The sequence below is a fragment of the Raoultibacter timonensis genome (assembly GCF_900240215.1).
GTDB lineage: Bacteria > Actinomycetota > Coriobacteriia > Coriobacteriales > Eggerthellaceae > Raoultibacter > Raoultibacter timonensis.
In genome coordinates this window covers 5,684-32,594 of the sequence record NZ_LT964681.1, presented here as the reverse complement: position 1 = coordinate 32,594, position 26,911 = coordinate 5,684, and the positions used below count along the sequence as shown (strand labels likewise).

20 protein-coding genes are annotated in these 26,911 nt (G+C 60.4%); 16 read left to right on the top strand and 4 right to left on the bottom strand.

From position 1 onward, the window contains the following. The first annotated feature begins 219 nt into the window (after nucleotides 1-219). On the top strand, nucleotides 220-1,509 hold the full coding sequence (locus C1722_RS12295; RefSeq protein ID WP_102379680.1) for a uracil-xanthine permease family protein: 1,290 nt from the start codon (nucleotides 220-222) through the stop codon (nucleotides 1,507-1,509). A gap of 102 nt (nucleotides 1,510-1,611) precedes the next feature. Here the strand turns inward: C1722_RS12295 and C1722_RS12290 are convergent, their stop codons facing one another. Further along, the gene (locus tag C1722_RS12290; RefSeq protein WP_102379679.1) at nucleotides 1,612-2,922 is read right to left on the bottom strand and encodes a glutamate-cysteine ligase family protein; all 1,311 of its coding nucleotides are present in this window, start codon (nucleotides 2,920-2,922) and stop codon (nucleotides 1,612-1,614) included. 127 nt (nucleotides 2,923-3,049) lie between these two features. Here C1722_RS12290 and C1722_RS12285 point away from each other — a divergent pair, with 127 nt between their 5' ends. From C1722_RS12285 to C1722_RS12235, 11 genes are all read left to right on the top strand, one after another. Next, complete coding sequence (locus tag C1722_RS12285) at nucleotides 3,050-4,897, top strand: nucleoside-diphosphate sugar epimerase/dehydratase (protein WP_102379678.1); 1,848 nt, start codon at nucleotides 3,050-3,052, stop codon at nucleotides 4,895-4,897. A 259-nt stretch (nucleotides 4,898-5,156) separates the two neighbouring features. Further along, the gene (argC, locus tag C1722_RS12280; protein ID WP_102379677.1) at nucleotides 5,157-6,221 is read left to right on the top strand and encodes an N-acetyl-gamma-glutamyl-phosphate reductase; all 1,065 of its coding nucleotides are present in this window, start codon (nucleotides 5,157-5,159) and stop codon (nucleotides 6,219-6,221) included. Nucleotides 6,222-6,241: 20 nt separating this feature from the next. After that, on the top strand, nucleotides 6,242-6,574 hold the full coding sequence (locus tag C1722_RS12275) for a bifunctional ornithine acetyltransferase/N-acetylglutamate synthase (protein ID WP_102379676.1): 333 nt from the start codon (nucleotides 6,242-6,244) through the stop codon (nucleotides 6,572-6,574). Next, entirely contained in the window at nucleotides 6,561-6,689 is a 129-nt protein-coding gene (locus tag C1722_RS12270; protein WP_219724331.1) for a bifunctional ornithine acetyltransferase/N-acetylglutamate synthase, read from the top strand. The genes C1722_RS12275 and C1722_RS12270 overlap by 14 nt, the downstream gene beginning before the upstream one ends. Then, nucleotides 6,686-7,669, top strand: coding sequence for an acetylglutamate kinase (gene argB / locus C1722_RS12265; protein WP_102379675.1), 984 nt, complete (start codon nucleotides 6,686-6,688; stop codon nucleotides 7,667-7,669). Before C1722_RS12270 ends, argB begins: the two co-directional genes overlap by 4 nt. An 86-nt stretch (nucleotides 7,670-7,755) precedes the next feature. Next, nucleotides 7,756-8,970: an aspartate aminotransferase family protein gene (locus C1722_RS12260; protein WP_102379674.1), complete on the top strand. Its 1,215-nt coding sequence runs from the start codon at nucleotides 7,756-7,758 to the stop codon at nucleotides 8,968-8,970. Between the two features lie 203 nt (nucleotides 8,971-9,173). After that, nucleotides 9,174-9,602 carry an arginine repressor gene (locus tag C1722_RS12255; protein ID WP_102379673.1) on the top strand — a complete coding sequence of 143 codons (429 nt, stop codon included), beginning with the start codon at nucleotides 9,174-9,176 and terminating at the stop codon, nucleotides 9,600-9,602. 238 nt (nucleotides 9,603-9,840) lie between these two features. Next, the gene (locus C1722_RS12250; protein ID WP_102379672.1) at nucleotides 9,841-11,199 is read left to right on the top strand and encodes an argininosuccinate synthase; all 1,359 of its coding nucleotides are present in this window, start codon (nucleotides 9,841-9,843) and stop codon (nucleotides 11,197-11,199) included. A gap of 27 nt (nucleotides 11,200-11,226) precedes the next feature. Next, the gene (argH, locus tag C1722_RS12245; RefSeq protein WP_102379671.1) at nucleotides 11,227-12,618 is read left to right on the top strand and encodes an argininosuccinate lyase; all 1,392 of its coding nucleotides are present in this window, start codon (nucleotides 11,227-11,229) and stop codon (nucleotides 12,616-12,618) included. Between the two features lie 232 nt (nucleotides 12,619-12,850). Beyond that, nucleotides 12,851-15,157, top strand: a complete 2,307-nt coding sequence (locus tag C1722_RS12240; RefSeq protein WP_102379670.1) for a transglycosylase domain-containing protein — start codon at nucleotides 12,851-12,853, stop codon at nucleotides 15,155-15,157. A 27-nt stretch (nucleotides 15,158-15,184) separates the two neighbouring features. Beyond that, nucleotides 15,185-15,691, top strand: coding sequence for a SadB/YajI family lipoprotein (locus C1722_RS12235; RefSeq protein ID WP_102379669.1), 507 nt, complete (start codon nucleotides 15,185-15,187; stop codon nucleotides 15,689-15,691). 142 nt (nucleotides 15,692-15,833) lie between these two features. Here the strand turns inward: C1722_RS12235 and C1722_RS12230 are convergent, their stop codons facing one another. Then, nucleotides 15,834-18,041 carry a PBP1A family penicillin-binding protein gene (locus C1722_RS12230; protein WP_102379668.1) on the bottom strand — a complete coding sequence of 736 codons (2,208 nt, stop codon included), beginning with the start codon at nucleotides 18,039-18,041 and terminating at the stop codon, nucleotides 15,834-15,836. Between the two features lie 184 nt (nucleotides 18,042-18,225). On the opposite strand from C1722_RS12230, the gene C1722_RS12225 reads away from it, so the two are divergent. The 4 genes from C1722_RS12225 to C1722_RS12205 all read left to right on the top strand — a co-directional run bounded on the left by C1722_RS12225 (nucleotide 18,226) and on the right by C1722_RS12205 (nucleotide 23,794). Beyond that, nucleotides 18,226-20,715 carry a U32 family peptidase gene (locus tag C1722_RS12225; RefSeq protein ID WP_244902569.1) on the top strand — a complete coding sequence of 830 codons (2,490 nt, stop codon included), beginning with the start codon at nucleotides 18,226-18,228 and terminating at the stop codon, nucleotides 20,713-20,715. 123 nt (nucleotides 20,716-20,838) lie between these two features. Beyond that, nucleotides 20,839-22,056: a tyrosine--tRNA ligase gene (gene tyrS, locus C1722_RS12220; protein WP_102379667.1), complete on the top strand. Its 1,218-nt coding sequence runs from the start codon at nucleotides 20,839-20,841 to the stop codon at nucleotides 22,054-22,056. 383 nt (nucleotides 22,057-22,439) lie between these two features. After that, complete coding sequence (locus C1722_RS12210) at nucleotides 22,440-22,928, top strand: RNA polymerase sigma factor (protein WP_102380373.1); 489 nt, start codon at nucleotides 22,440-22,442, stop codon at nucleotides 22,926-22,928. Further along, nucleotides 22,925-23,794: an anti-sigma-I factor RsgI family protein gene (locus tag C1722_RS12205; protein WP_102379665.1), complete on the top strand. Its 870-nt coding sequence runs from the start codon at nucleotides 22,925-22,927 to the stop codon at nucleotides 23,792-23,794. Before C1722_RS12210 ends, C1722_RS12205 begins: the two co-directional genes overlap by 4 nt. Nucleotides 23,795-23,812: 18 nt before the next feature. Here C1722_RS12205 and C1722_RS12200 read toward each other — a convergent pair whose 3' ends face one another. Together C1722_RS12200 and C1722_RS12195 are read right to left on the bottom strand one after the other, a co-directional pair. Beyond that, a complete protein-coding gene (locus C1722_RS12200) occupies nucleotides 23,813-25,258 on the bottom strand; it encodes a TfoX/Sxy family DNA transformation protein (protein WP_180995233.1) in 1,446 nt (481 codons plus the stop codon). Between the two features lie 241 nt (nucleotides 25,259-25,499). Then, on the bottom strand, nucleotides 25,500-26,270 hold the full coding sequence (locus C1722_RS12195; RefSeq protein ID WP_180995232.1) for a class I SAM-dependent methyltransferase: 771 nt from the start codon (nucleotides 26,268-26,270) through the stop codon (nucleotides 25,500-25,502). Between the last annotated feature and the right edge of the window lie 641 nt (nucleotides 26,271-26,911).

The following is a 26,911-nucleotide window of genomic DNA, read 5'->3' as shown; positions in this document are numbered from 1 at the left end:
CTCGCTGGGTGCGGTTCGTACTGTGCAAACGGAGCTGCACCCAGCGATCGGACCGCAGGCGGAAACTTTGTTGACCCTGGGTTTCGGTCCTGCCGATCCGATAGTCTATCGGTGCCTCAAAGCCCTTTGTCCCACCTTCAGGTGCTCGAGGCGCAACTTCAATCGGTCTTATCGAATCGATTGCTAAGGGGGAGTCCAATGAAATCGCAAGGATACGGGATGAACGAGCGCCCCCCGGTGCATGAGCTTGTCCCGTTTGGCATACAGCATGCGCTTCTGGTTGCTTTCCAGGCGCTGCCTGCGCCGTTGCTTATAGCTGCGGGGTTGGGATTCGATCCCGCCCAAACAACCATCCTCGTTGCCTGCGCTCTGTTCGTGGCGGGCATATCCACTCTCGTCCAGACGCTCGGTATCGGATCGGTTGGCGGCAAGCTGCCGATCGCCATGGTATGCAGCATCGTGTTCGTCTCGCCGGCGCTCGTGATCGCGCCGCAGGTCGGTTACGCGGGCTATGTCGGGGCCTGCCTCGTGGGCAGCATCGTGTGCGGCGTGGTTTTCGTTGTTTTTTCGGATAAGCTGAAGATACTTGTACCATCGTTCGTGTCGGGGGCGGTGGTGTTCGTCTTGGGGACCACGCTTCTCGGCGTTGCCCTGGCTTACTGTGCCGGTGGGTCGGGAAGCGTCGATTTCGGAGATCCGGCAAACTATCTGCTTGCGGGGTTGACGCTGATCACCGTTTTGATTTTCAACGTGTTCGGCAAAGGGTTCCTGCACGGAGCGGCCCCGCTTATCGGCCTTGCGGTGGGCTTTGCCGTAGCGGCCGTTATGGGTCGAGTCGACTTTGCCCCTGTTGTCGAAGCGGCATGGTTCGCCTTCCCCGAGCCGCTGCATTGGGGAATCGAGTTTCCGATCGAGGCGTGCATAACGATCGCATTCCTCGCCATCTGCGGCATAGCTGAACTCTTGGGGGATACGTCGGCGACCACGATGATAGCCGAAAAACGGATGCCCACAAAGAGGGAGACCCGCGGTGCGATATTCACGCAAGCTGTCACGAGTGCGTTCTCTGCGGTGTTCAACAACGGGCCGACTATTTCGGCGAGTGCGGATGTGGGCCTTTTGGGTATCACGAAGGTGTACAGCCGCTACGTTGTCGCTTTTGCCGGCGGCATCATGATACTGGCCGGTTTGTGCCCCAAGGTCAGCGCGCTGTGCTCCGTCATCCCCACTCCGGTGTTCGGAGGCGCGGTGATCTTGACGTTCGGGATCGTGATGGTAAGCGGCATGCAGATTATCATGAGGGAGAAACCCGATGCCAGAACGGTAACCATTCTGGCCGTTTCCCTTGCGGTCGGCCTGGGCTTCAACGCCCAGCCCGAAGCCTTGGCGAGCTTTCCTCTGTGGGTCTCCATGTTTCTGAGCGGCGTTCCCGGCACGGCGCTCACGGCCGTTGCCCTGAATCTGCTCCTCCCTGGAAGGAAGGGCCGGAAGGGAGATACAGGGCAGTAGGCGAAACTGCGCATGATGGACATGGCAGGGTAGGCTCATGCGAGTGGCATGGTTGAGCGAAGGCGGGCGGCTGCCTGAGCGGGCGAGTCGTCCGCCTTCGCGCTAGCCGCGCTCTGCCAGATCGGCGAGGGTCACGCGGTCGGCGACGAGGCGTGCGAGCGGATCGAGGTAGTGCCGCTCGCTTTCTGCCAATCCTCTCCGTGCGATGGCGACCATCCGGTCGGCAAGATCGGCTACGGGGCGGCCGTATACTTCGGCAACGTACCCGCGTGCCATGAGCGCTTCTTTGGCGGCGTCGATGTCGGCTCCGCTGACGCCCCCGAACAGCGCATCGAGCGCGTCAAGCGTTTCTTGGGTGGCGAACAGGCCTTTGACGAGCCCGGCGTAGGCGATCGCATAGGGGATGGGCAAAGCGTCGGCCGGCCTGATCTCGATGTAGGTTTTCAACCGCACGTCGTTGAAGAACATGGAAACGGCGTGCTCGACGTCGCTCACGTCCATGACGGTATCGGCGTACAGCTCGCCGAACGTCTTCTCCGAATAACACCATCCGTGCTTTGCGCACGATACGAGGATCGCCGGGGTGTCGAGCACGTACTCGGCGTAGGCGCGCATGTCGAAACCTTCGTCCATGACGCCGGGTACGAGGCCGCAGCGGTCGGGATCGCAGTACTTCCAGATCTCGGTTCTCATAAGTTTGTGCGGGCGCTGCTTGCCCTCGAACACGGGGGAGTTGTCGCATATGAGCGAGAAGACGGGTACGAGCGCATAGGCGAGGCGCAGCTTGCGCAGGCAATCTTCGGTCGACGCGTAGTCGATCGACACCTGGGTGGATGCGCTTCCCCGCATCATGCGCGGCCCCCAGGGGCTGATCTCGCCCAGGTAGAGATTCATGAACTTGTAGCGGCGTTTCGGGATGAGCTCGAGATCCTCGGCGCGGGCCGTCGGATGGTAGCCGATGGTCAATGCCTCGAGGCCGACGGGCGAGAGGATGTCTTCCAGACGGTCCTCGAAGGCGAGAAAGCACGCTTCGGCGCTTTCGAGGCTCTTGAACGGTCCGGCGGAAAGCTCGAGCTGCGCGGCGGGTTCGAGGGTGACGGCTTCGCTTTTGCGGCTCACGCCGAGCAGATCGCCGTCCTCGGCGAACGTCGCCTCGGGGTAGTCTCGGTGAAGCTGTTCGAGCAGCCAATGCACGCCGTGCCCCTCGCTGTAGGATACGGGCTCTTCGCCCGCTGCCTTGACGATCGTATGCTCGAGCTCGATGCCGATTTCCCCGGTCACCGGCTTGATGCCGCTCTCGTAGTACGCGACGATCGCGGCTATGTTCTGCTCACGTGCGGGCTGCGAACCGAGGTCTGCGCAGGCGGTCGGAACGGGCCGCTCTACCGCCGATTGCGTGGCTGTAGTATTCATGTAGTGAACTCCTGAAACCGTTTCGGTAGCTTTCCATGGTAATTGATTTGTGTACAATACTCCTTCGGCAGGGAAAACCTGTAGCGATTCTGAAACCAAACACATTTTTCGCTGAAAGCAAGGCGCAATGGATTTCCATATCACCAAGCGAACAGCACTTCTGCTGTTCTTCGATATAGCGGCGACGTATGCCGCTTACTGGCTTGCGTCGCTTCTGACCGATGTCGTCGGCGAGGTGTTTTACAACAACGAAATCTACTTCATGCTGGGCATCCTCGCGCTCATCAACGTGCTCGTGCTCGGCGTATTCCACCTGTACAACAACCTTTGGGAGTATGCGAGCGTCGACGAGGCGATCCAGATCGTGCTCGCCGTCGCCCTCTCCACGCTGGTGGGGGCCGTGTTCCTCTGGATCATCGACGTTCGCCTTCCCATCCGCGTGTTCTTCGTCGCCCTGTTCCTGCTCATCTTCTTCTGCGGGGGCATGCGCATGGTCTACCGTGTTGCACGGCGCAAGAAACGTGCATTCACCAGGCCCGAGCAAGCCTGCGACAGGCCCCGCACGCTCATCGTGGGCGCAGGCGAAACCGGCTCGCTCACCATCGATCGCATGGCGAGCAAGGATCCGCTCATGCCGGGCATCCCGCTTGCAGCCGTGGACGACGATCCCTCGAAACGGGGATTGCGCATCCACGGCGTGAAGGTCGAGGGCACGAGCGACGACATCCTCGAACTCGTCGACAAGTACGATATCGAGCAGATCGTCGTTGCCATCCCCTCCTCGACGCTCGAGGAGCGCAAGCGCATCTTCGGGATATGCACCAAGACCGACTGCAAGCTGCGTACGCTTCCGAACATCCGCGAGCTGCGCATCGACGAGCTCGGAGACGTGTCGCTGCGCGATGTCGACGTGGCCGATCTCCTGGGCCGCGAGGAAATCGTGCTCAACACGCGCACGGTTTCGGGCTATATCGCAGGCGAGACGGTGCTCGTCACGGGCGGCGGCGGATCGATCGGCAGCGAGCTTGCCCGACAGCTTTGCAAGGTGGCTCCTGCGCGCATCGTCATCTTCGACATCTACGAGAACGACGCCTACATGCTGAGAAACGAGCTTCTGGCCGAATACGACGATATCGAGATCGATATCGAGATCGGCAGCGTCTGCGACGCCGCCCGCATCAACGAGGTGTTCGAAAAGTATCGGCCGGGCGCGGTGTTCCATGCCGCCGCTCACAAGCATGTGCCGCTCATGGAGATATGCCCGCGCGAGGCGATGCAGAACAACGTGTTCGGCACGCTCAACACGGTTCGGGCGGCCGATGCGTACGGGGTTGCCCGCTTCATCTTCATCTCCACCGACAAGGCCGTGAATCCCACCTCGGTCATGGGGGCGACCAAGCGCCTCGGCGAGATGGTCGTCCAATACTACGCCCGTACGTCGAAGACCGTTTTCTCGGCGGTTCGCTTCGGCAACGTGCTCGGCTCGAACGGCAGCGTCATCCCCGTGTTCAAGCGCCAGATCGCCGCGGGCGGTCCGGTGACGGTCACCCATCCCGATATCGAACGCTACTTCATGACCATCCCCGAGGCGTCGCGGCTCGTCATCCAGGCGGGCGGCCTTGCCAAGGGCGGGGAGATATTCATCCTCGACATGGGCGAGCCGGTGAAGATCGTCGATCTGGCCAAGAGCCTCATTCAACTTTCGGGGCTTACGCCCGACGTCGATATCGAGATCACCTTCACGGGTTTGCGCGAGGGGGAGAAGCTCTACGAGGAGCTTTTGATGGACGAGGAATCCACGCTGCCCACCACCAATTCCTCGATCATGATCTCCACCGGTCAGGAGATCAGCTACGACGAGGTTGCCGCAAAGCTCGACGAGGTCGAAGCGGCGATCGCGAAGACCGACGACGAAGCGATTGCGATTCTCGAAGCGGCCGTTCCCACCTACACCCATACGACGAACCGAGGGTAGGCCGCCCGGGCAACCGTGCGGCCTGTTTTCTACGTGCGATCGCTGCCGGTGGCCTTTCGGCGGTGCCTGCCGCGTCGCTCGCTGCGAAGCGAATCGGCTGTTTGCGCGTCTCAATCGTCGAGTGCGGAGGTCGGGCATCGTTACCGAATCATGACTTTTCGCGAACGAGTTCGCTCGTTTCCTTGCAAAACGAGCTGTACTTACCGTAGGATAGATGGCACGAAACACGCAGGTTTAAGGCATGAGCCGAGGAGCAGACATGACGATAAAAACGGGCATTGTTGGGGCGGCCGGATTCGCCGGCATCGAGCTCGTGCGGCTCCTGGGCGAGCATCCTTCGTTCGAAGTGGGCGTCGTCACCTCCGATTCGCTTGCCGGAACGCCGGTGTCGGATCTGTACCCCGCGCTCGTCGGCCATACCGATCTCGTCTTCGAGAAGCACGGCATCGATGCGCTCGAAGGATGCGATGCGGTCTTTCTCGCCGTGCCCCATACCGCAGCTATGTCGCAGGTGCCCGCGCTTCTCGAGGCGGGCATTTCCGTTTTCGATCTGTCGGCCGATTACCGGCTCAAAGACGCCGCCGTGTACAAGCGATGGTACGCCGCCGAGCACACCTCGCCCGAGCTGCTCGAAAAGGCTGCGTTCGGCTTGCCTGAACTGTTCGCATCGGAGCTTGCACGTGCGGCAGCCGAGCGGGAGGCGGGCGCGGCTGCGCTCGTCGCATGCGCCGGCTGCTATCCGACGGCCACTTCGCTTGCGGCGTACCCCGCCATCCATACGGGGCTTGTCGACGGGACGGTTATCGTCGATGCCGTATCGGGGGTGACGGGCGCAGGCAAGAAGGCGACGGAGCGGACGCATTTCTGCTTCGCGAACGAAAGCATCGAGGCCTACGGCGTTGGAACGCACCGCCATACGCCCGAAATCGAGCAGATCCTCGGACTCGAGGGCAAAGTCGTGTTCACGCCGCATCTGGCCCCGCTCAACCGCGGCATCCTCTCGACGGTGTATTTGCCGCTTTCCGCCGAGCATGCGGGCGAAACGCCGCTTGAAGCGATCCGCGACCTCTACACCGAGTTTTATGCGGAAGATGCGTTCGTCCGCGTGCTTCCGCTCGGAACGATGCCGAAAACGGGATCGGTTGCGGGCAGCAACGCCTGCCACATCGGCCTCGCTCTTTCGGCTGCGGGCGATATGCTCATCGCGGTCGGCGCGATCGACAACCTCTGCAAAGGCGCCGCTGGCCAGGCCGTTCAGTGCGCGAACATCGTATTCGGACTCCCGGAGACGACGGGGCTTACGGCTCCGGCGCTTCCGGTTTAGCTTTGAAGAAAGGTTGCGGTATGGAACAGGGATGCATCAGGCTCGATCCGCCTCCGAATCTCACCGTCGTGGCAGACGGGGGAGTGGCGAGCGCGCACGGGTTTGCGGCCTGCGGCGTGCATGCGGGCATCCGCAGAAACCGCGACGAGCTCGATCTGGCGCTTGTCGTTGCCGACGAGCCGTGCGCGGCAGCGGGCACGTTCACGCAGAACGTGTTCTGCTCGGCGCCGGTTACCGTGTCGCGCGAACACCTCGACGGCGTGTCGTACGGCACCGCCCGCGCGGGGCTCGTCAACTCCGGCANGCGGCCTCACCGTCGAGTTCGACGAAGACGAGGCGCTGAAGCGTTTTGAAAACCCCGAGATCGTCCTTTCGGTCGATCTCGGTGCAGGTGAAGGTTCCGCCACGATGTGGACCTGCGACCTTACGCATGACTACGTGACGATCAACGGAGACTATCGAACATGAAGTACGCAAAGGACACCCGTCCCAAACCCGTATCCAGCAGAACCGCCGAGGTCCTCGTCGAGGCGCTGCCCTGGATCAAGAACATCACCGGCAAGACCGTCGTCATCAAGTACGGCGGATCGGCGATGGTCGACGGCCAGCTGCGCACCGATGTCATGAACGACATCGTCCTGCTGAAGATCATCGGCATCAACCCTGTCATCATCCACGGCGGCGGCCTTGCCATCACCGAGGCGATGAACCGGTTCAACATACCCGTGGAGTTCAAAGACGGTCAGCGCGTGACCACCGAGGAGGCCATGGAAGTCGTACGCATGGTGCTCATGGGCAAGGTGAACCAGGAGCTCGTCGAGGCGATGAACGAGCACGGCAACCTCGCCGTGGGCGTGAGCGGCGCCGATGCGGGTACGATCATGGCGGAGCAGAAGTCGCCCGAGCTCGGACGGGTGGGGCGCATCTCGCGCATCAATTCGGGGTATCTCGAAGACCTCATCAACGCCGATTACATCCCCGTCGTCGCATCCATCGCGATGGGCGAGGAAGGCGGTTACTACAATGTGAACGCCGATTTGGTGGCGGGCCACATCGCCGCGGCCATCGGGGCGCACAAGATCGTGTTCCTGACCGATGTCGACGGGCTCTACGAGGATTTCGACAACAAGGATTCGCTCATTTCGAACCTCACGATGTTCGAAGCGCAGTACATGGTTGAGAACAACGTCGTTTCGACGGGCATGATCCCGAAGCTTCAATCGTGCATCGCGGCGCTCGAGGCGGGGGTGTTCCGCGCCCATATCATCAACGGCACGACGCCGCATGCGCTTCTGCTCGAGCTGCTGACGAACACCGGGGTCGGCACCACCTTGCACAGTACGGAAGAGTCGTGCAGGTTCGATGCCCATCCGCTCGGCAACTTCGCGGCAAAGCTCATCGAGAACCGTCAGCGGCCGACCCTCATGAGCGATTCGAACGATCGATAGCGTTGGTTCGACGACGGCTGCGCCGTAGACGGCTGCGCCGCGGTTCGAAAGACAAGGTAATCCTTCAGGGAAGAAGGCGGATAGCTATGAGTTTGGCAGAACAGAAGACCCTCGAGTCGACGTACCTCATGAGCACGTACGCACGCAAGCCGATCGAGCTTGTGCGCGGCGAGGGCATGCGCGTGTTCGACGACGAGGGGCGCGCGTACCTCGATTTCGTGTCGGGGGTAGGCGCTGTGAGCCTCGGACATTGCCATCCGGCGGTGACGGATGCGGTTGCGGCACAGGCGGCGCAACTCATCCATGTGAGCAATTACTACTATATCGAGGGGCGCGGCCAGGTTGCCGAGCTTTTGTCCGGTTTGCTCAACGCGTGCACCGAAGAAGAGCATCCGTCCCCTTGGCAGAGCTTTTTCGCCAATTCGGGTGCCGAGGCCAACGAGTGCGCCATCAAGCTCGCCCGCCTGTGGGCCAAAAAGCACAAGGGAGGCGCCCAGACCATCGTGACGCTCGATCGGGGCTTCCACGGCAGGACGCTCGCCACGTTGGCCGCTACGGCGCAACCGGCCAAACAGGAGGCGTTCAAACCCCTGCCGGCGGGGTTCGTCCACACCGTCCAAAACGACATTGCAGCGCTCGAGGCCCTGTTCGCCGAGCGGGGCGACGATATCTGCGCGGTTATGCTCGAATGCGTGCAGGGTGAAAGCGGCGTGCATCCGTGCACCGAGGGATACCTGCACGCGGTACGCGATTTGACGAACCAGCACAAAGCGCTGCTCATCTGCGATGAGATCCAGTGCGGTATGTACCGTTGCGGCACGTATCCGTTCGGGTTCCAGCACTTCGGCATCATGCCCGATATCGTGACCGTCGCCAAGGGCGTCGCCTCGGGTTTCCCGACCGGTATGTGCGCGGCGCGAAGCGACGTTGCGGCGGCGTTCGAGCCGGGCGACCACGGGTCGACGTTCGGGGGGAGTTGTTTGGCCGTCGCCGCCGCCAGGGCGACGATCGAGACGCTTGGCGAGATCGATGCGGCGGCAAACGCCGAAGAGGTGGGCGCGTATTTGCGCGAGCGGCTGTCGTCGCTGCCCCACGTCGGGGAGGTGCGCGGTCTGGGACTTATGTGCGCATGCGATTTCGATGGGTCGGTCGATGCGAGCGCGCTGACGATCGCCGGGCTGGAAGAGGGCCTTCTACTCAATTCCACCGGACCGCATACGTTGAGGTTTTTGCCTCCCCTCGTCTGCACGAAAGGCGATGTAGATGCGCTTTTCGAGCGTCTGAGCAGGCTCTTATCTTAATCGGGGGATTCGTTGCGGACGAGAGCCGACGGTGTTTGACGAGAAACTTATGCATCTTTTGAAATTCTTATCGCACTTGCAGGCTTTTTACGTTAAGATAACCTGCATAAATTGCAAGGGTTTGTGCAGTTTTCTGCATATGCCCAGCAAAATGGTAGACCGTATGTGTTTTACTGCTCGAGTGAAGGACTGAAAGCGCCTACATGAGAAAGCGGCAACAGAGGCATGACGTCATTCGCGATATCATTCGCGAACACAACGTCAAAACACAGCGCGATCTGGCCGAACAGCTGCAAGCTGCCGGGTATGATTGCACTCAAGCCACTATATCCCGCGACATCATGGACATGGGGCTCGTCAAGTCTCGGGAAGGATTTTATGTTCTTCCTGAAGAGATGCGGTTGCAACGTATGGTCTCGGAACTAGTCGAGGAAGTACACTTAGCCGGTAATATGGTAGTTGTGAAGACATACTCAGGTGGAGCAGCAGGCGTCTCAGCCGCGCTCGATAAGGCAGCCCTTAAGGGCGCCCTGGGTACTGTTGCCGGCGACAACACCATCATGATTGCCACACCGACCCCCGAAGCTGCTTCGGATGTAGCGGGCGCAATCAACCGACTGCGACGACGTTAGTCGTCTATTTTCTTTTGGGGACGTATGCGCCCCTACCCTCATCCCCGCTCTACACTTGTGAGCCCGACCAGGACCTAAGCCTGCCCGGTCGGCGGCGATCCGCACAGCAGGATCGCTGAGTAGGTAAACCTGTACGAAAAACCGTATGCGTTGCCCAAAATCCCAAGGGAGCGGCCCGCCGCAAGGCATTCTCGGCTCATCAGACAAGGTAACAAGCCAGCAAGGAAGGAACTAAACAATGGCTAAGGATAAAGTTGTACTCGCGTATTCCGGTGGACTCGACACGTCGGTTTGTCTCAAGTGGCTCCAGGATGAGAAGAACCTCGACGTTATCGCGGTGGTCGGCGATGTGGGGCAGGAGCATGACGGCCTCGAAGAGGTCAAAGAGAAGGCCCTCTCCCTCGGCGTGCTCGATTGCCTGATCGTCGACATGAGGGAAGCGTTCGTTGACGAGTATCTGAGCAAGGCCCTCTATGCGAACGCCATGTACGAGAACAAGTACCCGCTTCTTTCGGCGCTCTCGAGACCGGCCATCTCCAAGCATCTGGTCGACGCCGCCCACAAGTACGGTGCGAAGTACATTGCCCACGGCTGTACCGGCAAGGGCAACGATCAGGTGAGATTCGAGGCTTCCATCATGATGCTCGATCCCTCGATCGAGATCATCGCGCCCGTCCGGGAATGGGATCTCAAAACCAGGCCCGAAGAGATCGACTGGGCGTTGGCCCATGGCGTACCGGTTCCGGCTACGAAGGACAATCCGTATTCCATCGACGACAACCTGTGGGGCCGGGCCATCGAGTGCGGCGTGCTCGAAGACCCGTGGGCCGAGCCGCCGTCGGACATCTACACCATGACGGTCGATCCGCAAGACGCTCCCGACGAGCCCGAGTACGTGGAGATCAAGTTCTCCAAGGGCATCCCGTACGCCCTGAACGACAAGCAGATGAGCTTCATGGGCGTTATCCTCGAGCTCAACAAGATCGCCGGCGCGAACGGCTTCGGCCGGATCGACATGATCGAGAACAGACTCGTCGGCGTGAAGAGCAGGGAATGCTACGAGGTTCCCGGGGCGCTCGCCCTCATCGAAGCCCATAAGGCGCTCGAGGACCTGTGCCTCGAGAGGGAAGTGCTGCACTACAAGCTCGGTATCGAGCAGAGCTGGGCGACCGCTGTCTACAACGGCTTGTGGTTCTCGCCGCTCAAAGAGGCGCTCGATGCGTTCCTCGCTTCCACCCAGCAATGCCTCTCGGGCACCGTGAAGGTGAAGTTCTACAAGGGATCCTGCACGGTTGTCGGACGGAAGAGCGCCTATTCTCTCTACGATTACGCGCTTGCTACCTACGATGCCGACGATGCGTTCGATCACGGTGCGGCCAAGGGCTTTATCGACCTGCATACGCTTTCGGCCAAGACCTGGGCTTCCAATCGGAGGCAGGAAGGCGCGCCCGCCGATGTGTTCAGCGCCGAGAAGGCTCAGGGGCCGCTCAAAAAAGGCAAGTACGATGCGGTGACCGAGATCGTGAAAGAAGACGACCACTCCGACATCGTCGAAGAGGCCGAGCAGGCAATGTACGGCACCGCGGTGAAGGCGTAAGGCCAAACGGCCCGGAAGGAGAAGAACATGGCATTGTGGTCAGGGAGATTCGAGCAGGGGGTCGATGCGTTCACGCAACGCTTCGGCGCATCGCTGCCCGTCGACAAGGCGATGTACAGACAGGATATCGCCGGCTCCCGCGCACATGCGAACATGCTGGCGGCTCAAGGGGTGATCGCGGCTGAGGATGCGGCGGCGATCAGCGAGGGGTTATCGTCTATCGAGCGCTCGATAGACGAGGGCTCTTTCGCCTTCGACGTCAACGACGAGGATATCCATATGGCGGTCGAGAAGGTTCTCACCGCCGACGTCGGGGATGCGGGTGCGCGGTTGCATACGGGCCGCTCCCGCAACGATCAGGTGGCGACCGATGCCCGCCTGTTCGCCAAAGAGCTTTGCGGCGAACTCATAGCGCACAACGTATCGCTGCGCCGCGTGCTCGTCGAGAAGGCCGAAGAGCATTTCGGCACCGTCATGCCGGGATACACCCATATGCAGCACGCGCAGCCCGTGCTCTTCTCCCATCATATGCTCGCGTACTTCTGGATGCTTACCCGCGACTGCGTGCGCCTCAAGGCGGCCTACGATGCCGCCGATGCGAGCCCGCTCGGTTCGGCGGCGCTCGCTGGGACCACCTATCCGCTTGATCGGGGGATGACGGCCGCCGAACTCGGCTTTGCCGGCGTGACCGAAAACTCGCTCGATGCGGTATCCGATCGCGATTTTCTGCTCGACCTCGATTACGCGTGTGCGGTCTCGATGATGCATCTCTCGCGTTTGTGCGAGGAGATCATCCTGTGGTCGTCTTCCGAATTCGGGTTCATTACGCTGTCGGACAAGTACTCCACCGGCTCGTCGATCATGCCGCAGAAGAAGAACCCCGATTTCGCGGAGCTCATCCGCGGAAAAACCGGACGTGTGGTGGGCGATCTCGTCGGCCTGCTCGTCACGATGAAGGCGCTGCCGCTCGCATACAACAAAGACCTCCAGGAAGACAAGGAAGGCGCGATCGACGCCGCCCATACGCTTGCCGATTGCCTTGTATGCATGGACGGCATGATCGAGACCATGAGCGTGAACGCCGCCGCCATGCGCGAACAGGCGAAAAAAGGATTTCTCGCGGCAACCGACGTGGCCGATTACCTGGCCAAGAAGGGCATGCCGTTTCGGGCCGCCCACGAGGTTGTCGGCAATCTGGTATTGATGTGCGAAAAGCGCGGTTGCGACCTTGACGGACTGTCGGTCAAGGATTTCAAGGCCGCAAGCGATCTGTTCGACGAAGATATCGTTTCGGAGCTCGATCTTGAAAGCATCGTCGAGGCCCGCACCACCTACGGCGGCACCGGCCACGAAGCGGTGCGCGTTCAGCTGAAGCGGGCCCATGAGGTCCTCGAGCAGGACGCACGACTACACGGATAAGCTCCCTTCTGGAGCATTACCGCATGACAGGGACGGCCCGTGCGCATCGCGTGCGGGCCGTCGCCGTTTCGGCCGGGGTTGCTGCTCGGTGGCGCAAGGCCTACATCCACGGGGGTAGTTACGCGGCGCCTTCCTGAACGCCCTATGGCCTTTTTTCAACAAACTTATGTACTTTCATAAGCCCAAGAGGCCTGATGGTAAAATGGGCGAAGTTTTTTCCTGGAGGTGACCCGTGGCTTCTCGCTCTATCAAGAACAGGCCCAACGTTAAGAAGAAGAACAAATGGACGGTGCCGCTTGCGGTGCTCGCCGTGCTGATTGCCGTCATCGCTGCAGGTGTGGGCGGTGTTTGGGCGCTTGGCGAATCGTGGCTCAAGGACCTTCCCGACTACGAGAACGTCGATCAGTTCAACACTGCGCGCAAAACGACGGTTTTGGCAAGCGACGAGGCAACCGTGCTTGCCGAGTTCTATCTCGAAGATCGCGAGCCGGTAGAACTCGACCAGATCAGCCAGTACGTGCTCGAGGGCACCGTGGCAACCGAGGACGAACGCTTCTACGAGCACGGGGGATTCGACCTGTGGGGCATCGCCCGCGCGGTTGTGGTTAACCTGACCGGTTCGTCGCGCGAGGGCGCTTCGACCATCACGCAGCAGTTCGTGCGCAACACGATCCTCTTCGAGGAGGCCAACGATATCTCGATTAAGCGCAAGGTGCGCGAGATGTACCTGTCGATGAAGCTCGAGGAGATATACAGCAAGGATGAGATCCTGCTCATGTACCTCAACACCATCAACTACGGTTCAGGCGCCTACGGCATAGAGGCCGCTTCCCAGCGCTATTTCTCGAAGAGCGCAGCCGATCTTACGCTCGTCGAGGCGGCTACGCTCATCGGCATACCCCAATCGCCCACCTACAACAACCCCATCGACTATCCCGATGCTTGCCAGGAACGGCGCAACCTCGTTTTGAACCGCATGCTGACGAACGGCTACATTTCGCAAGCGGAATACGACGAGGCGGTCAACACGCCGCTCGAACTCAACGTAACCGAGCGCTCGAACGACGGTATCTACCAGTACCCGTACTTCACGAGCTACGTGCGCGACTATCTTCTCTCCAAGTATTCGAAGTCCGAGATATTCGAAGGCGGCTGGACCGTGTACACCACGATCGATCCGACCATGCAGGAACAAGCCGAAGCCGCCGCTCAGGCGAAGCGCGACACGCTCGCCGACAACTTCGACGTGGCGATGACGGTGGTCGATCCCGAAACCGGATTCGTGAAGGCGATGGTGGGCGGCAGGGACTACTATGCGAACCAATGGAACCTTGCGACGCAGATGGAGCAACAACCGGGCTCATCGTTCAAGACGTTCACCCTGGTCGCCGCACTCGAGGCGGGCATCAATCCCCAAACTATGGTTGACTGCTCGACGAGTATGACGGTGGAGGGGCACAAGATCTCGAACATCTACAATATCAATTACGGAACCCGAAGCATCGCCCGCGCGTTCGCCGTGTCGTCGAACACGGGCTTCGTGAGGCTGGCGATGTCGCTTGGGCCTACGAAGGTTGCCGAAGTGGCCGAGCGCATGGGGATCACGAGCGATCTCGATCCCGTTCCGGTTCTCACCCTCGGCGCAAGTGCTGTAAAAACCATCGATATGGCCGAAGCGTACGGAACGATAGCCAACGGCGGGGTAAAGCAGGAGGCGACCGGCGTCGAACGCATCCTCGACCGCAATGGCAATATAATCGAAGACAACACCAACCGCCAAGGCGAGCAGGCGATCACTCCCGAGGTTGCCTCTGCGGCGACGCAGGTCATGGAGGGCGTCATCAACACGTCGGAGGGAACCGGTACCCGAGCGGCGTTGGCTTCCGGGCAGCCGGTCGCCGGCAAGACGGGCACGACCGACGATTACAACGATATCTGGTTCTGCGGGTTCACGCCGCAGCTTTCCGTTGCCATCTGGATCGGCGATCCTCGCGATAGGAACGAGAGGCAATCCCTTTCCACCGACGAGACGGCGACGACCGTGTTCCGCGATTTCATGACCGCCGCTCTCGAGGGCCAGCCGATCGAGCAGTTCAAGAAGGCCTCCGCTCCTCCGTACAAGAACTACACCGACTCCAAGTGGAACATCGGCGGCAAGTCGAGCAGTTCGGACGACGAAGACGAGGATGCTAAGAAGAAGGCGGAGGAAGAAGAGAAGAAGAAGCAGGAAGAGGAAGACAAGAAAAAGGAAGAGGAAGAAAACAACAAGCCCGATCCGACGCCGACGCCCGACCCCGATCCGACACCGACGCCGACGCCCGACCCCGATCCTGATCCCGATCCGACGCCCGACCCCGATCCCTCGAACCCGAGCGGTGGGGCATCGACCGCCTCCGCCCGTTTCTCCGATGCTCCTTCGCAGATGGCGAGTTTGTCCGGGATCCCGTGGTCTCCGTATGCAGTCCGTAACGATTGGTTATCAGAGTTGTCATCGGGCAACGGGATTTCTTTCCGTACAATAAGCTTAACAGCAGCGTAATGCTCGGTATCGATACGAAAGGTACTCATGAAACGAACGAACCTCACTAGACTCCTGGTCGTCGCCCTCTTCGGTGCGTTGCTTGCGATGTCTCTGGGCGGCTGCATGGCTCAGAACAACACCGCCAACACCCAACAGACGGAAAACCGCCAGTACATGTCGAAGGTCAATCAATCCATGGAGGATCTGACCAATCGCCTCGACAGCTTCAATCAGGCTGTTTCGAACAACGATTTGGTGGGCATGAAAACCCAGGCCGACAACGCGTTCAAAGCGATCGACGATTTGAACGCCCTCGAGGCACCCGAGGCGCTAAAAGATATTCAGACGGCTTACGTCGACGGCTGCACCGATCTCAAGGATGCGTTGAGCCTCTATGTTGACTTGTATACCGAGATCGAGAGCGCTACCGAAGAGGAACCGTTCGATTACTCGACCTACGATGCTCGCCTGAAGGAGATCCAGGACAAGTACGATAGCGGAATCGATAAGCTTGAGGAAGCCGATAAAAAAGCTAACGAGATGCCTAATTAAGGCACGTGCTTCGAAGCGAAGCACGCAGCTCGTCTAAGCCGAGCGAGCGGCGGATGCGAAAGCGACCCCATGGGGTCGCTTTTTTACGTACCGATGTCCTGAAAGCGCAGAGATGCTCGCCTACGGAGGCGGGAGCGAGGGCTTATCCTCCCGGGTTCGGGCCGAGGGATACGTGGAGGCGCACCTTGCCGCCCACCACTTCTTGGCTGATGACGATGCCTTGCGGCACGGTAGCCGAATACTCTTCAACGTATTCGGCGCTGTAGCCCGCAAGGGCGTTGGCGGCTTGGTCGAGCGTCATGCCGACGACATTCGGAGGAGCGGGTGGATCTGCGGGTTTATTCTGCTCCTGCTGCTTCTTCTCGTCCTCCTCCTGTTTCTTTTTCTCCTCTTCCTCTTTCTTCTTCTTTTCTTCGGCTTCCTTTTTGCCTGCTTCGGTTTCTTTGTAGAGCTTGTCGTTCTGTTCTTTGTTGAACTTGTTGCCGTAGGACGGATCGGCTGCGGGGGCAAAATCTTGAATCTCGTATCCCTCGAGTGCCATGTTCATGAAATCCTGCCAAATGGCGTTGCATGAGAGGTTCTGGTTGCCCGGCTGTTCGTAGTCGGGGTTGCCGATCCAGATCGCGCAGGAGAGCTGGGGCGTATAGCCGACGAGCCAATGATCTTTGAAGTCTTCGGACGTTCCCGTCTTGCCGGCAACCGGTTGTCCGTTGTAGGGCATGTATCCTGCGGCCGTTCCCTCGGTAAATACCGTTTTGAGCACCTTGGTTACCGCATAGGCGACCTCTTCGGAAATAACCCGTTCGCCTTCGGTGCTGCTCGAGCTGATCTCGTTGCCGTTGCGGTCGAGCACCTGGGTGATGGCTTCGGGCGAATGCTTGACGCCCCCGGTTGCGAAGGTTCCGTAAGCGCTGGCCATTTCCAGGGTGGTAACGTTGCCGGCGCCGAGCGTTGAAGTGAGAACCTCGGGTTGGGGGGTGGTGATTCCCAATCGGTATGCCGTTTCGACGGCCGTGTGCGGGGTTACCTCTTGGACGAGGCGAATGAAACCGGTGTTGGACGAGACGGCGGTGGCGCTCTGGATCGAGCGGATGCCGTAGTTGATGTTGCCGAAGTTCTCGACGGTGTATTCTGCGTTAACCTTGTACGGCGACGTGCAATCGATGAGGGTTGAAGGATTGATGCCCTGCTCGATGGCGGCGGTAAGGGTGAAGGGCTTGAACGAAGAGCCTGCCGATCGGCCTCCCTGCGTAGCAAGGTTCCATTCCTCGGTGTCGTAGTCTTTGCCGCCCACCATGGCGAGGATGTATCCGGTGTTCGGATCGAGGCAGGTAAGGGACACTTCGTCCTCTTCGCTCATGCGCGCGTACTGGTTCTCGCAGGCAAGCTCTGCCTTCGCCTGCATGGCGGGGTCGATCGTCGTGTAAACGGTAAGCCCGCCCTTGAACACCTCGGCCTGGGAGTACTCTTCGAGCAGCAGCTGGCGTACGTAGCTGGTGAAATACGGGTAGGCGTAGATGCCGTCGCTTGAGCGCGGGGGAGCGGGGTCGAGCACGAGCTCTTGTGCGCTCGCCTCGTCGTACTCTTCCTGGGTGATGTTGCCCGCGGTGAGCATGCGGCTCAGTACCACGTTGCGCCTGTCGCGGCAGGCGTCGGGGTTGGTTTTCGGATTGAGGTAGGTGGGCGACTGCGGGATGCCCACAAGCGTTGCCGCCTCGACGAGCGTGAGGTCGGCGGCTGATTTCTGGAAGTAGTTCTTGGCGGCCGTCTCGATACCGTAGCAGCCGTCGCCGTAGTTGATGGTGTTGAGGTACATGAGAAGGATATCGTCTTTCGAGTACACCTTTTCGAGTTGCGTTGCGAGTTCCGCCTCTCGGATCTTTCGTTCGAAGGATATCTCCGTCGCTTCTTCCGCGAGCAAGGTGTTGCGAACGAACTGCTGCGTGATGGTCGAGGCTCCTTCGAGCGCGCCTCCCCGAATGTTGTTGACGAGCGCGCGCACGATGCCCTGCGGGTCGACGCCGTTATGTTCGTAGAAGCGCACGTCTTCGGTTGCCACGGTGCCTTCGAGTACGTATTCGCTCACCTGATCGATGGCCACCGGCTCGCGGTTCTCGACGAAGAACTCAGCCAAGAGCGTGCCGTCTTTCGCGTACACGCGGGTTTTTTCGGCGAAGTTGAACGCATCGGATCCCTCGATGCTCGGAAGATCGTCGAGCCAGGAATTCATGACGCCGAGCGCGCCCTGCACGCCGCCGTACACGACGAAGCAGGCGGCGATCAAAACGATGATGACTCCCCATTTCGATGCGTGGGCGTGGACCTCGCGCTGTTTCCTTCGGTTCTTCATGCGAACACTATACTAGAAAGTGGGGCTTTTGTGCGCTCTCGCAGGGCTTTCTGCTTTATTTGGGTGAGGGCGACGCGGGGAGTGCCTATTCGCTATCATGTGCTTTGCATACGAGTAAGACGAGATCGGGTTGTTGCGCGATTCTTTCGACGCCCCGATCGCACCGATACGATTACGGATGGTCATGAACACAATGCAAACCGAAGCGCTTCGGGCAGCACCCGAACTGCTCGCTCCTGCGGGAAACGAGCAAAGTCTCCATGCGGCCGTGCAGGCGGGCGCCGATGCGGTATACCTGGGCGTCGAATCATTCAACGCGCGGCGCTCGGCCGAGAACTTTACGCTCGAAACGCTCGCTCGAGCGTGCGACTTTGCGCACTTGCGCAGCGTGTCCGTGTATCTGACGCTCAACACGGCCGTCCTTCCGAACGAAGCCGACGACGCCATGGAGCTCGCCCGTCAGGCGTTTCGGGCGGGCGTCGATGCGTTCATCGTACAGGATATCGGCATTGCATCCGAACTCGCCCGAACGCTGCCCGAGGCCCGAGTCCATGTTTCAACCCAGATGAACACGCATTCGACGGCGGGTCTCGAAGCTGCCGCTGCGCTCGGCGCGAAGCGGGTAACGCTTGCGCGCGAGCTTTCGCTCGGTGAGGTCGGACAGATGGCGAGCGCTGCCGCCCGGCTGGGCATGGAAGTCGAGACGTTCGTGCACGGTGCTCTGTGCGTGTGCTATTCGGGACAGTGCTTCATGTCGTCGATGATCGGAGGCAGATCGGCCAATCGGGGCTTGTGCGCCCAGGCGTGCCGCCTGCCCTATACGCTTCACAACAAAGCGCTGCGCAAAACGCTCGATGCACCGGGTGAGCACCTGCTTTCGCCTAAAGATCTTCGCGCCATTGAGCTTCTGCCTTCGCTGCTTGAAGCGGGAGTCGCGTCGTTGAAGATCGAAGGCCGGATGAAGTCGCCCGATTACGTGTTCGCGGTCACGTCGGTGTATCGCCGTGCGCTCGACGAGGTGCTCGCTGCCCGAGCCGACGACGACACTTCTTCGACGCTCGGCGACTCCGGACACGTGCGCTACCGCGTTGCCGATGAAGACGCCCAGGTGCTTGCCGAAGCGTTCTCGCGCGGATTCACCACCGCCTATCTCGAAGGCGAACGCGGCAACGATATCATGAGCTATGGGCGTCCGAACAACCGGGGCGTGTTCATCGGACGCGTTGCACAGGTGCGCGACGGCTTGGTCGAGATAGCTGCGGAAGATGCCATCGTCGCAGGAGACGTGCTCGAATTCTGGACGAACAAAGGCCACTTCGCGTATTCCGTCGAGCGTATCGATGCGGTCGACGGCGCCACGGTGCGCGTGCCTCTGACGAAAAAGGTCGGCAAAGGCGACCGCGTGTTTCGCGTGAGAAGTGCTGTCGCGGTCTACGTCGACGATGCGCTCGAGCCGCGCATTCCCGTCTCCGGAACCGTTGCCATGCGCATCGGCGAGCCGCTCGTCATGGAATTCTCGGCAGCGGGCTCGACTGCCCGGATCGAGGGGCCCGTGGTCGAGGCGGCCCGAACGAAGCCGGTTACCGAAGCGGAGATCCGCGAGCATGTCGACCGGTTGGGCAACCTACCGTTTACGCTGCAGTCGCTCGATGTGACGGTTGACGAGGGCGTCGGAATTGGGTTTTCGCAGCTGCACAAGCTGCGCACCCGGGCGTTGGGGCAGCTCGAAGAGGCGATGCTCGAACCGTACCGCGCCAGAAGGCTGCCGCGCATCGAGCCCCGTCGCGCCGTTGCTTCGCGATGCACGAACCGTTGCGATGTTGCCGTGCTGGCCACCAATCCCGCCTGCGCGCGCGCCGCTAAACGCGCGGGCGCGAACCTCATCTACGTTCCCGCGCTGAATTACAAGCGCGGCGAGGCGGTCATTGCCGGGCAGGTGTCGGGAACCGCTGAGCAGGCGGGCTATCCGAAGCAGGCGATCATCGCATTGCCGACGGTCGGCCACGATGGCGAGGGCGGTTCCCGCGAAGGCGCGGTCGGGTTCGATCCATGGGCGTATGTGAAGACGGGCAAGCCCGTACTCGTCGAAAACCTCGGACAGCTCTTCGAGGCATCGCGCCTGGGTGCTCTTCCCGAAGTCGGCCCCCATCTCCCCCTGCTCAATCGCTTGGCGCTCGATGCCGCAGCCGATCTCGGGGCGGGGCGCGTATGGCTTTCGCCCGAGCTCTCGCTTGTCCAGATCGAGGCGCTTGGTAAGGGCGCACCGGTGCCGCTCGGGTTGACCGTCATCGGATCGCAGGAGCTCATGGTCACCGAGCACTGCCTGCTGATGAGCCAGGGTCCTTGCAACGAGGATTGCGCGTCGTGCGCGCGGAGGAAGAGCCCTCACTACCTCAGGGATCGCAAGGGTTACGAGTTTCCGGTCGTCACCGATTGCTGCGGAAGAAGCCACTTGTACAATGCGGTCGCACTCGATATCGCCCATGCGGTGCCCGAGCTCATCGAAGCCGGGGTGTCGGCCATCATGGTCGATACGGCGCTCATGAACGTGGAGGAAACGACCAAGGCGGTTCAGCGGGCTGTTCGGGCCCGCGACATCGCGCTTTCGGGTGGCAATCGCGTGGCGAAGTCCGAAGGCGCCACGAGCGGGCATCTGTTCAGGGGGATTGCGTAGGGGCTCTCTTGCGCTTCGTGCGAAGCGGGCGGGCGTTCGGCGCCAAATGCGGCTTCATGTGCTACCATAACAAACCATCGTGCGGCTCGGGCCGCGCAATGTGGGAAACCGGTATTGAAGGAGATGAGTTCGATAACCCCCGAAGAGCAGATGCATATCATCAAGTCGGGTACGGCGCAGATCGTCCCCGAAAGCGCCTTGCTTGAGAAACTCAAGCAAGGAAAGACCCTCAATGTGAAGCTGGGCGTCGATCCGACGGCACCCGACATCCATCTCGGGCATGCGGTGCCGCTGCGCAAGCTGCGCACATTCCAGGATCTGGGTCACCGCGTGACGCTCATCATCGGCGACGGTACGGCGCTTATCGGCGATCCGTCGGGACGCAACTCGACACGCCCTCAGCTCACATCCGAACAGGTGAAGGCTAACGCCCAAACCTACGTCGATCAGGCTTATCAGATCCTCGATCCCGAAAAGACCACGCTCAAGTACAATTCCGAGTGGCTTTTGTCGCTCGATATGGAGGGCCTGCTCTCGCTTGCCTCCAACTTCACCGTCGCCCGTATTCTCGAGCGCGATGATTTTCATAACCGTTATACGTCGAACCAGCCCATCAGCTTGCACGAGTTTCTGTATCCGGTCATGCAGGCCTACGATTCGGTCGTCATCGACTCCGATGTTGAGATCGGTGGAACCGATCAGCTGTTCAACCTGCTTGCGGGCCGCGAGCTTATGGAGAAGAAGGGCATGGAGCCGCAGGTGTGCCTGACGCTGCCGCTTCTCGAGGGCACTGACGGCGTGCAGAAGATGTCGAAGAGCTACGGCAACTACATCGGCCTCACCGACGAGCCTGCCGATATGTTCGGCAAGGTCATGTCGATTCCCGACGAGCTTATGGTCAAATACTATCGCCTTGCATCGACCTGCTCGGTCGAGGAGGTCGACGAGATAGAGCGAGGCCTTGCTGCCGACGAGCTGCATCCCAACAAGGTGAAACGAGCCTTGGCGCGCAATATCGTTGCCGCGTACTACGACGAGGAGGCGGCTCGTGCCGCCGAAGATCAGTTCGACAAGGTTTTCAAACAGCACGAGATGCCCGACGACATCCCCGAGTTCAAGGCGGATCTCACGCCGAACGACGAGGGCCTGGTCTATCTGGCGAAGCTGCTTGCCGATGCAGGTCTTGCTTCGTCGGCCGGCGAAGCGCGCCGTCTCATCGACGGCGGTGGCGTGAAGATCGACGGTGAAGCGGTTGCCGCGAAATCCTACAACGTCGAGCCCGGTCGCCTCGAAGGCGCTGTGCTGCAGGTCGGCAAGCGCAAGTACGCCAAGCTGGTGTAAATCGGGAACGCCCGAAGGGGTTTTGTCGAATAAAATGCGAGGACTTCTTCGGAAGTCCTCTTTTTTTAAAAAAGTTGCAAGGATTTCCTTCTCTTGATCGTTTTGGTAGGGTAAGGACAAGAAAAGGAGCAGAATCATGAATAAGAAGAAAGTTGCCGCCATCGTTATCGGAGCACTCGTCGTGGCGCTCGCCCTGCCGACGGTGGCGTTTGCCGGCTCGCATGGCGGATTCGGCGGTCGGTTCGCCCAGTGCCAAGGCGAAGGCTTGGGTGCTGCCGTCATGCGCACGCAGGGTGTGCTGAGCGAGGTAGNGGTTCGAACGACCGCCGTCGGGCAGCGTTGTGCTTCGGGTTGCGGCTTGAAGCGGGATTAAGATGGACGGCATGAGGAATAGATCCGATATAGAGCAGGTCATCGACGAGCACGGCAATACCGTGTGGCGCGTCTGCGTGCTCTACTTCCATCAGAGCCCCGATGCGCAAGACGCCTTTCAGGAGACGATGCTCAAATACGCATTGCACGGGGGCGATTTTGCCGATGCGGAGCACCGCAAGGCGTGGCTCATCCGTGTGGCCACCAACGTTTGCAAAGATATGCTGAAGGCATCGCACCGCACGAGATCGGTGCTTGACGACGGGACGATTGCCTCTTCGTCGGCCTCGTCCGATACGCATTCGCAACCGGGCTGCGCCGAAGGCGAAGTGCTCGATGCCATGCTCGGCCTCACCGATCCTCCGAGAACGCCCGTTTACCTTGCTTTATACGAGGGGTATACGGCACCCGAGATAGCCGAGATGCTCGAAGCACCCGTAAATACCGTCTACTCGTGGATTGCTCGCGGAAGAAAGCTCTTGAAGGAGGCGCTCGCATGAACGAACTAGAACAGAGGATCCGCGAAGCCTTCGATGACGTTGTTCTTCCCGAAGAGGCCAAGCGCGCTACGCTCGAGGCCTACGATCGGCTCGCCTGCTCAGACGAGGTTGCCGGGGGGCCGGAGACGCCCGACCAGGCTACAGGTTTTGCCGTTTCCTCCTCGGTCGCAGCTGCGGCACGGCGATCGCGGGCACGTGTTCTGCGCAGGGTGGGGTTCGCCATGGCCGCCTGCATGGCGCTTGTCGCCATCGGGCTCGGCGGGTTTTCGGCGTACGCTACCGAAACCGCCCAAATCGGGATCGACGTGAATCCCTCGATCGAGATCGGAGTCAATCGGTTCGATTGCGTGGTGTCCGAGCGCGCCGTCAACGAGGATGGCGCCGAGCTACTCGGTCAAGTGTCCCTTGTGGGGAAAAGCTACGACGAGGCGATGGCGGCGCTCTCCCAGAGCGAGCTGTTCATGTCGTATGTAGGAGACGACGCGTACATCGAGATCAACGTGACATCCGACGATGCCTCCCAGGCCGAATCGCTTACCCAAGCATCCGACGCCTACCTGCAAACGCTTCCATGCCGCGGATCGTGCCATACGGTTTCTGTCGAGGATCGGGAGGAGGCCCTCGCTGCGGGTATGGGCGTAGGTCGCTACAACGCCGCCCTCGAGCTGATGGAACTCGACTCGAGCGTGACGCTTGAGGAATGCCGATCTATGACGATGCGAGAGCTGCGCGATCGCATTGCCGCTGCGGGGGGAGATGCGGAGGATGCTTCGACGGGAATGGGCGAACATCACGGCCAGGGATCGGGCAACGGGATGCGCGGACAGGGAGCCGGAAACGGCCGCCGCAGCCATTCGGGCGAATGAGCTGCGGCGAACCTGCGTTTACAGGGCGAGCTTGCTGAACGATTTGAGCGCGGTTTTCGTCTCGTCGTCGAGCTCTTTGACCGCGATGCCCAGGACGGCTCCCTCAAGCGCATAGAGCCAGTTGATCGAGGTGGCGGGATCTTGCTTCTTCAGGAGCACCCACGATGCCCGGCTTCCCTTTTCCCGCAGTGCCTCTGCGGTTGGTATTCCGACCGATTCGAGTCGTGCGGCAAGCGCCTTGCCGATGCCGGGGAGGTTCTCGAGAGGGGTCTGTGCCCCCGATTTTGCCTGCGCGGGCTTGCGGCCTCTGCGGCGGCTCGGCTTCGCGGCGGGCTGCTCGTCTGGCCTCTGCGGCGCTTCGGCCTCTGCGGCGACGGGGGATTGCGGAGCTGCTTTCACTGCTCCTGTCGGCTTGGGCGCAGCTGTTTTCCGCTCGGCAACGGGGGCCTGCTCGGGGGATCCCTCGGCGCTCTTTGCGGCTTCGGCCGTTTGTGCGGGCTTGCGACGGGGGCGTTTCGGGCGGGGGGCCTTCGCCTCCTGTTCGGCTTGCGCCGGTGCCTCCTGGCTTTCTGGTGTTGCGATCGGTTCGGCCTCGTTCGGGCGGGGTTGGACCGCTGCTTCGGCGGATGCGGCGGAATCGTTGACGGCCGCGCGCGGCGCCTTCGACCTGCCGGCCGATCTGCGTGCGTTTTGTCGCTGGGGCTCGGCCGGCGCGCTTTCCTGCTGCTCGTCTTCGACATGCGCTGCATCGCCATCTGCGGGTGCAACCCCGTTGCCGTTCGCTTTTGCTGCAGAGCGCGGCTTGCGGCGTTTGCTCGACTTGCTGCGCTGCGAGCCGCCGTTGCCGACGCCGTTTCCGTTTTGCTGGACCGCTTCGTTGGCCGATTCGGGGAAAAGCGGCGCTCCCTCGACGGTGTAGCCCTCCTCGGGCTCGTCGGAGCCCGATGTCGAATCGAAGAGGTTGCGGATGTTGCGGTACATCGCGGTGCCGACGATCTGTCCGGCGGTGCGCACGAGCGCTTCGTGCACGTCTTTGCGGGAGTCGGCCGATACGAGGGCATCGGCCAGCATGAACTCGTCGATTGACTTCTTGAGGCCGAGGAAGCGGAACTCGTCGGCGTAGCGGTTCAGAAGGTAGTGGATCGCGGGTTTGTAGCCTTGGTCCTGGCTGACGATGTAGCCGTTCTCGATTTCGTGGCAGGCGATCCGGCGGCTGAGTTCGGCGATCAATTGCACGTCGAGGCTGTTCTTTACGCCGGAGTCCTGGCAGAGGATCCACTCGATGCGGGCGGGGGAGTCTTTGATCGACTCCTTCTGCTTCTGCGAGAGGTTGCTTTCCCGGTGAAACACGACGACGAGATCGTCTTCGCTGAGCGATTCGATGCCCTGCAGGCACGTGTTGATGTGGTTTTCGCTGTCGATGAAATAGGTACGACGCGCTTTGACGGGGGTTTCGGTTTCCATGATTACTCGTTTCTCTATCCTTGTATATGCGGAATAAGCGAATGGCGTCTTGCGTGCGCTCGCCATCGCCTTATCGATACGTTTTGCCAAGAGTAACAGAAATCGTAACCGCGATACGCATATGCAGAGAAGCAACATGCGATCTCGGCGCCGTACCCCGCCGGAAATCGTTCGGCATGTAGCGTTCTTGCAGGACTTGTCGGGGGGGGGCGAGGCTCGTGCGGTGTTCGCGGCGGTCTCGCTAGCGATGCGAGCGGGCCCGCAGAAGCCAAGTGGCGCCGACGATATCGTTGAGCAGCTCGTCGTATTCGCCCCTTTGGGCTTTAAGGTAGTGCGCGAACAGATCGGCCTGCTCGGGATGCATCGAGCTGAGTTCGTCGACGCGCTGCGCAATCCATCCCATCTCCTTGTCGTAATCCGTTGCGGAGTCGGTTGACGGGCGGCATGCGACGATTTCGAACCCGGCGTTTTCGAACAGGCTGTTCCAGGCATCCAAGGTGGGGTACGGAGCTGCCGTATCGCCGTCGTTCGCATAGGCGTCGTCGAGCAGCAAATGCCCCCCGCTCCGAAGCGTTTTCCGCAGCGCGGCAAGCATGGCTTCGGGTTCTCCGAGAACGGGGCCGACCGCACCGTAGACAGTGCAGTCGTACCCTGTTTCGCTCAGCACGCGCACCGTGATGTCGCCGATCTCGAAGGAGCATCGATCCGATACCCCTTCGCGTATCGCAGCGCTGCGCGCCTGCCCGATGAACTCGGGGATCGCATCGATGCCCTTGACGCGCATCGCGAGACGTTTAGCCAATGCGATGGCTACCGCGCCTTTGCCGCAGCCGAGATCGAGGGCTCGTTGCCGTTCGCCCGCGGGCACATGATCGGCTAAGAGCTCGACCATGTCATCCGGCGAGCTGCCCAGCTCCCAGAAATCTTGGAGCAAGTAGGCGAGGTAGGGGATGATGACGGTCGTATCCGCCGTCATCGATGCCGCAAGGTTCTGTTCCGTTTTCGTATCCATGGAAGTATTGTAACGTATTATCAGAGAAGGCTCCTGGGCTTTCATGAGTTGAGTCCGGGCTCAAGTGAATTCCCCGTATGCAAGCAAGCAAATATCTTCCGCTTATAAAGTAAAGCCGCCTGTCCGATAAAGCCCTTTGCCAATTAAGAGCGCTCAGGTGCGTTCGTCGGCGATGCCAGAGTCGGGCAATCGAGGGCGTCTCGCGGCTCCGTAGTGCCCAGCAGAGGCATTTTCCAGATGCTTATCAGACAAAATAATGGAAAGAGAAAATAGACGCAATTTTCTTCGCAATACCCCTTGCGTTTTCTTTTTCATAGGTCTAATATATTCAACCCGCGCTTTTGGCGTGGGACCGCCCTAGAGTTTCGGATGATGCCGACCTTTTCAGGGAAATCAAAACGCTGAGAAATAAAGTTAAGATTTCCGAAAAAAGTTCTTGACACCGATACCAAGGGGCAGTAATATATCTCCTTGCGCGTTTGCCTCCGGCGGATGCGCGGGACGGCCCGGAAGGGCCGCCGAGAACCTTGAAAACCGGATACTGTGATACGAACAAGCTAGTAATAAACCTCGTCAGATGCCCGCCCCCAGAACAGGGCTCCGGGCACCTTGACAAAAGACCAAGATTCAAATTTTTCGAA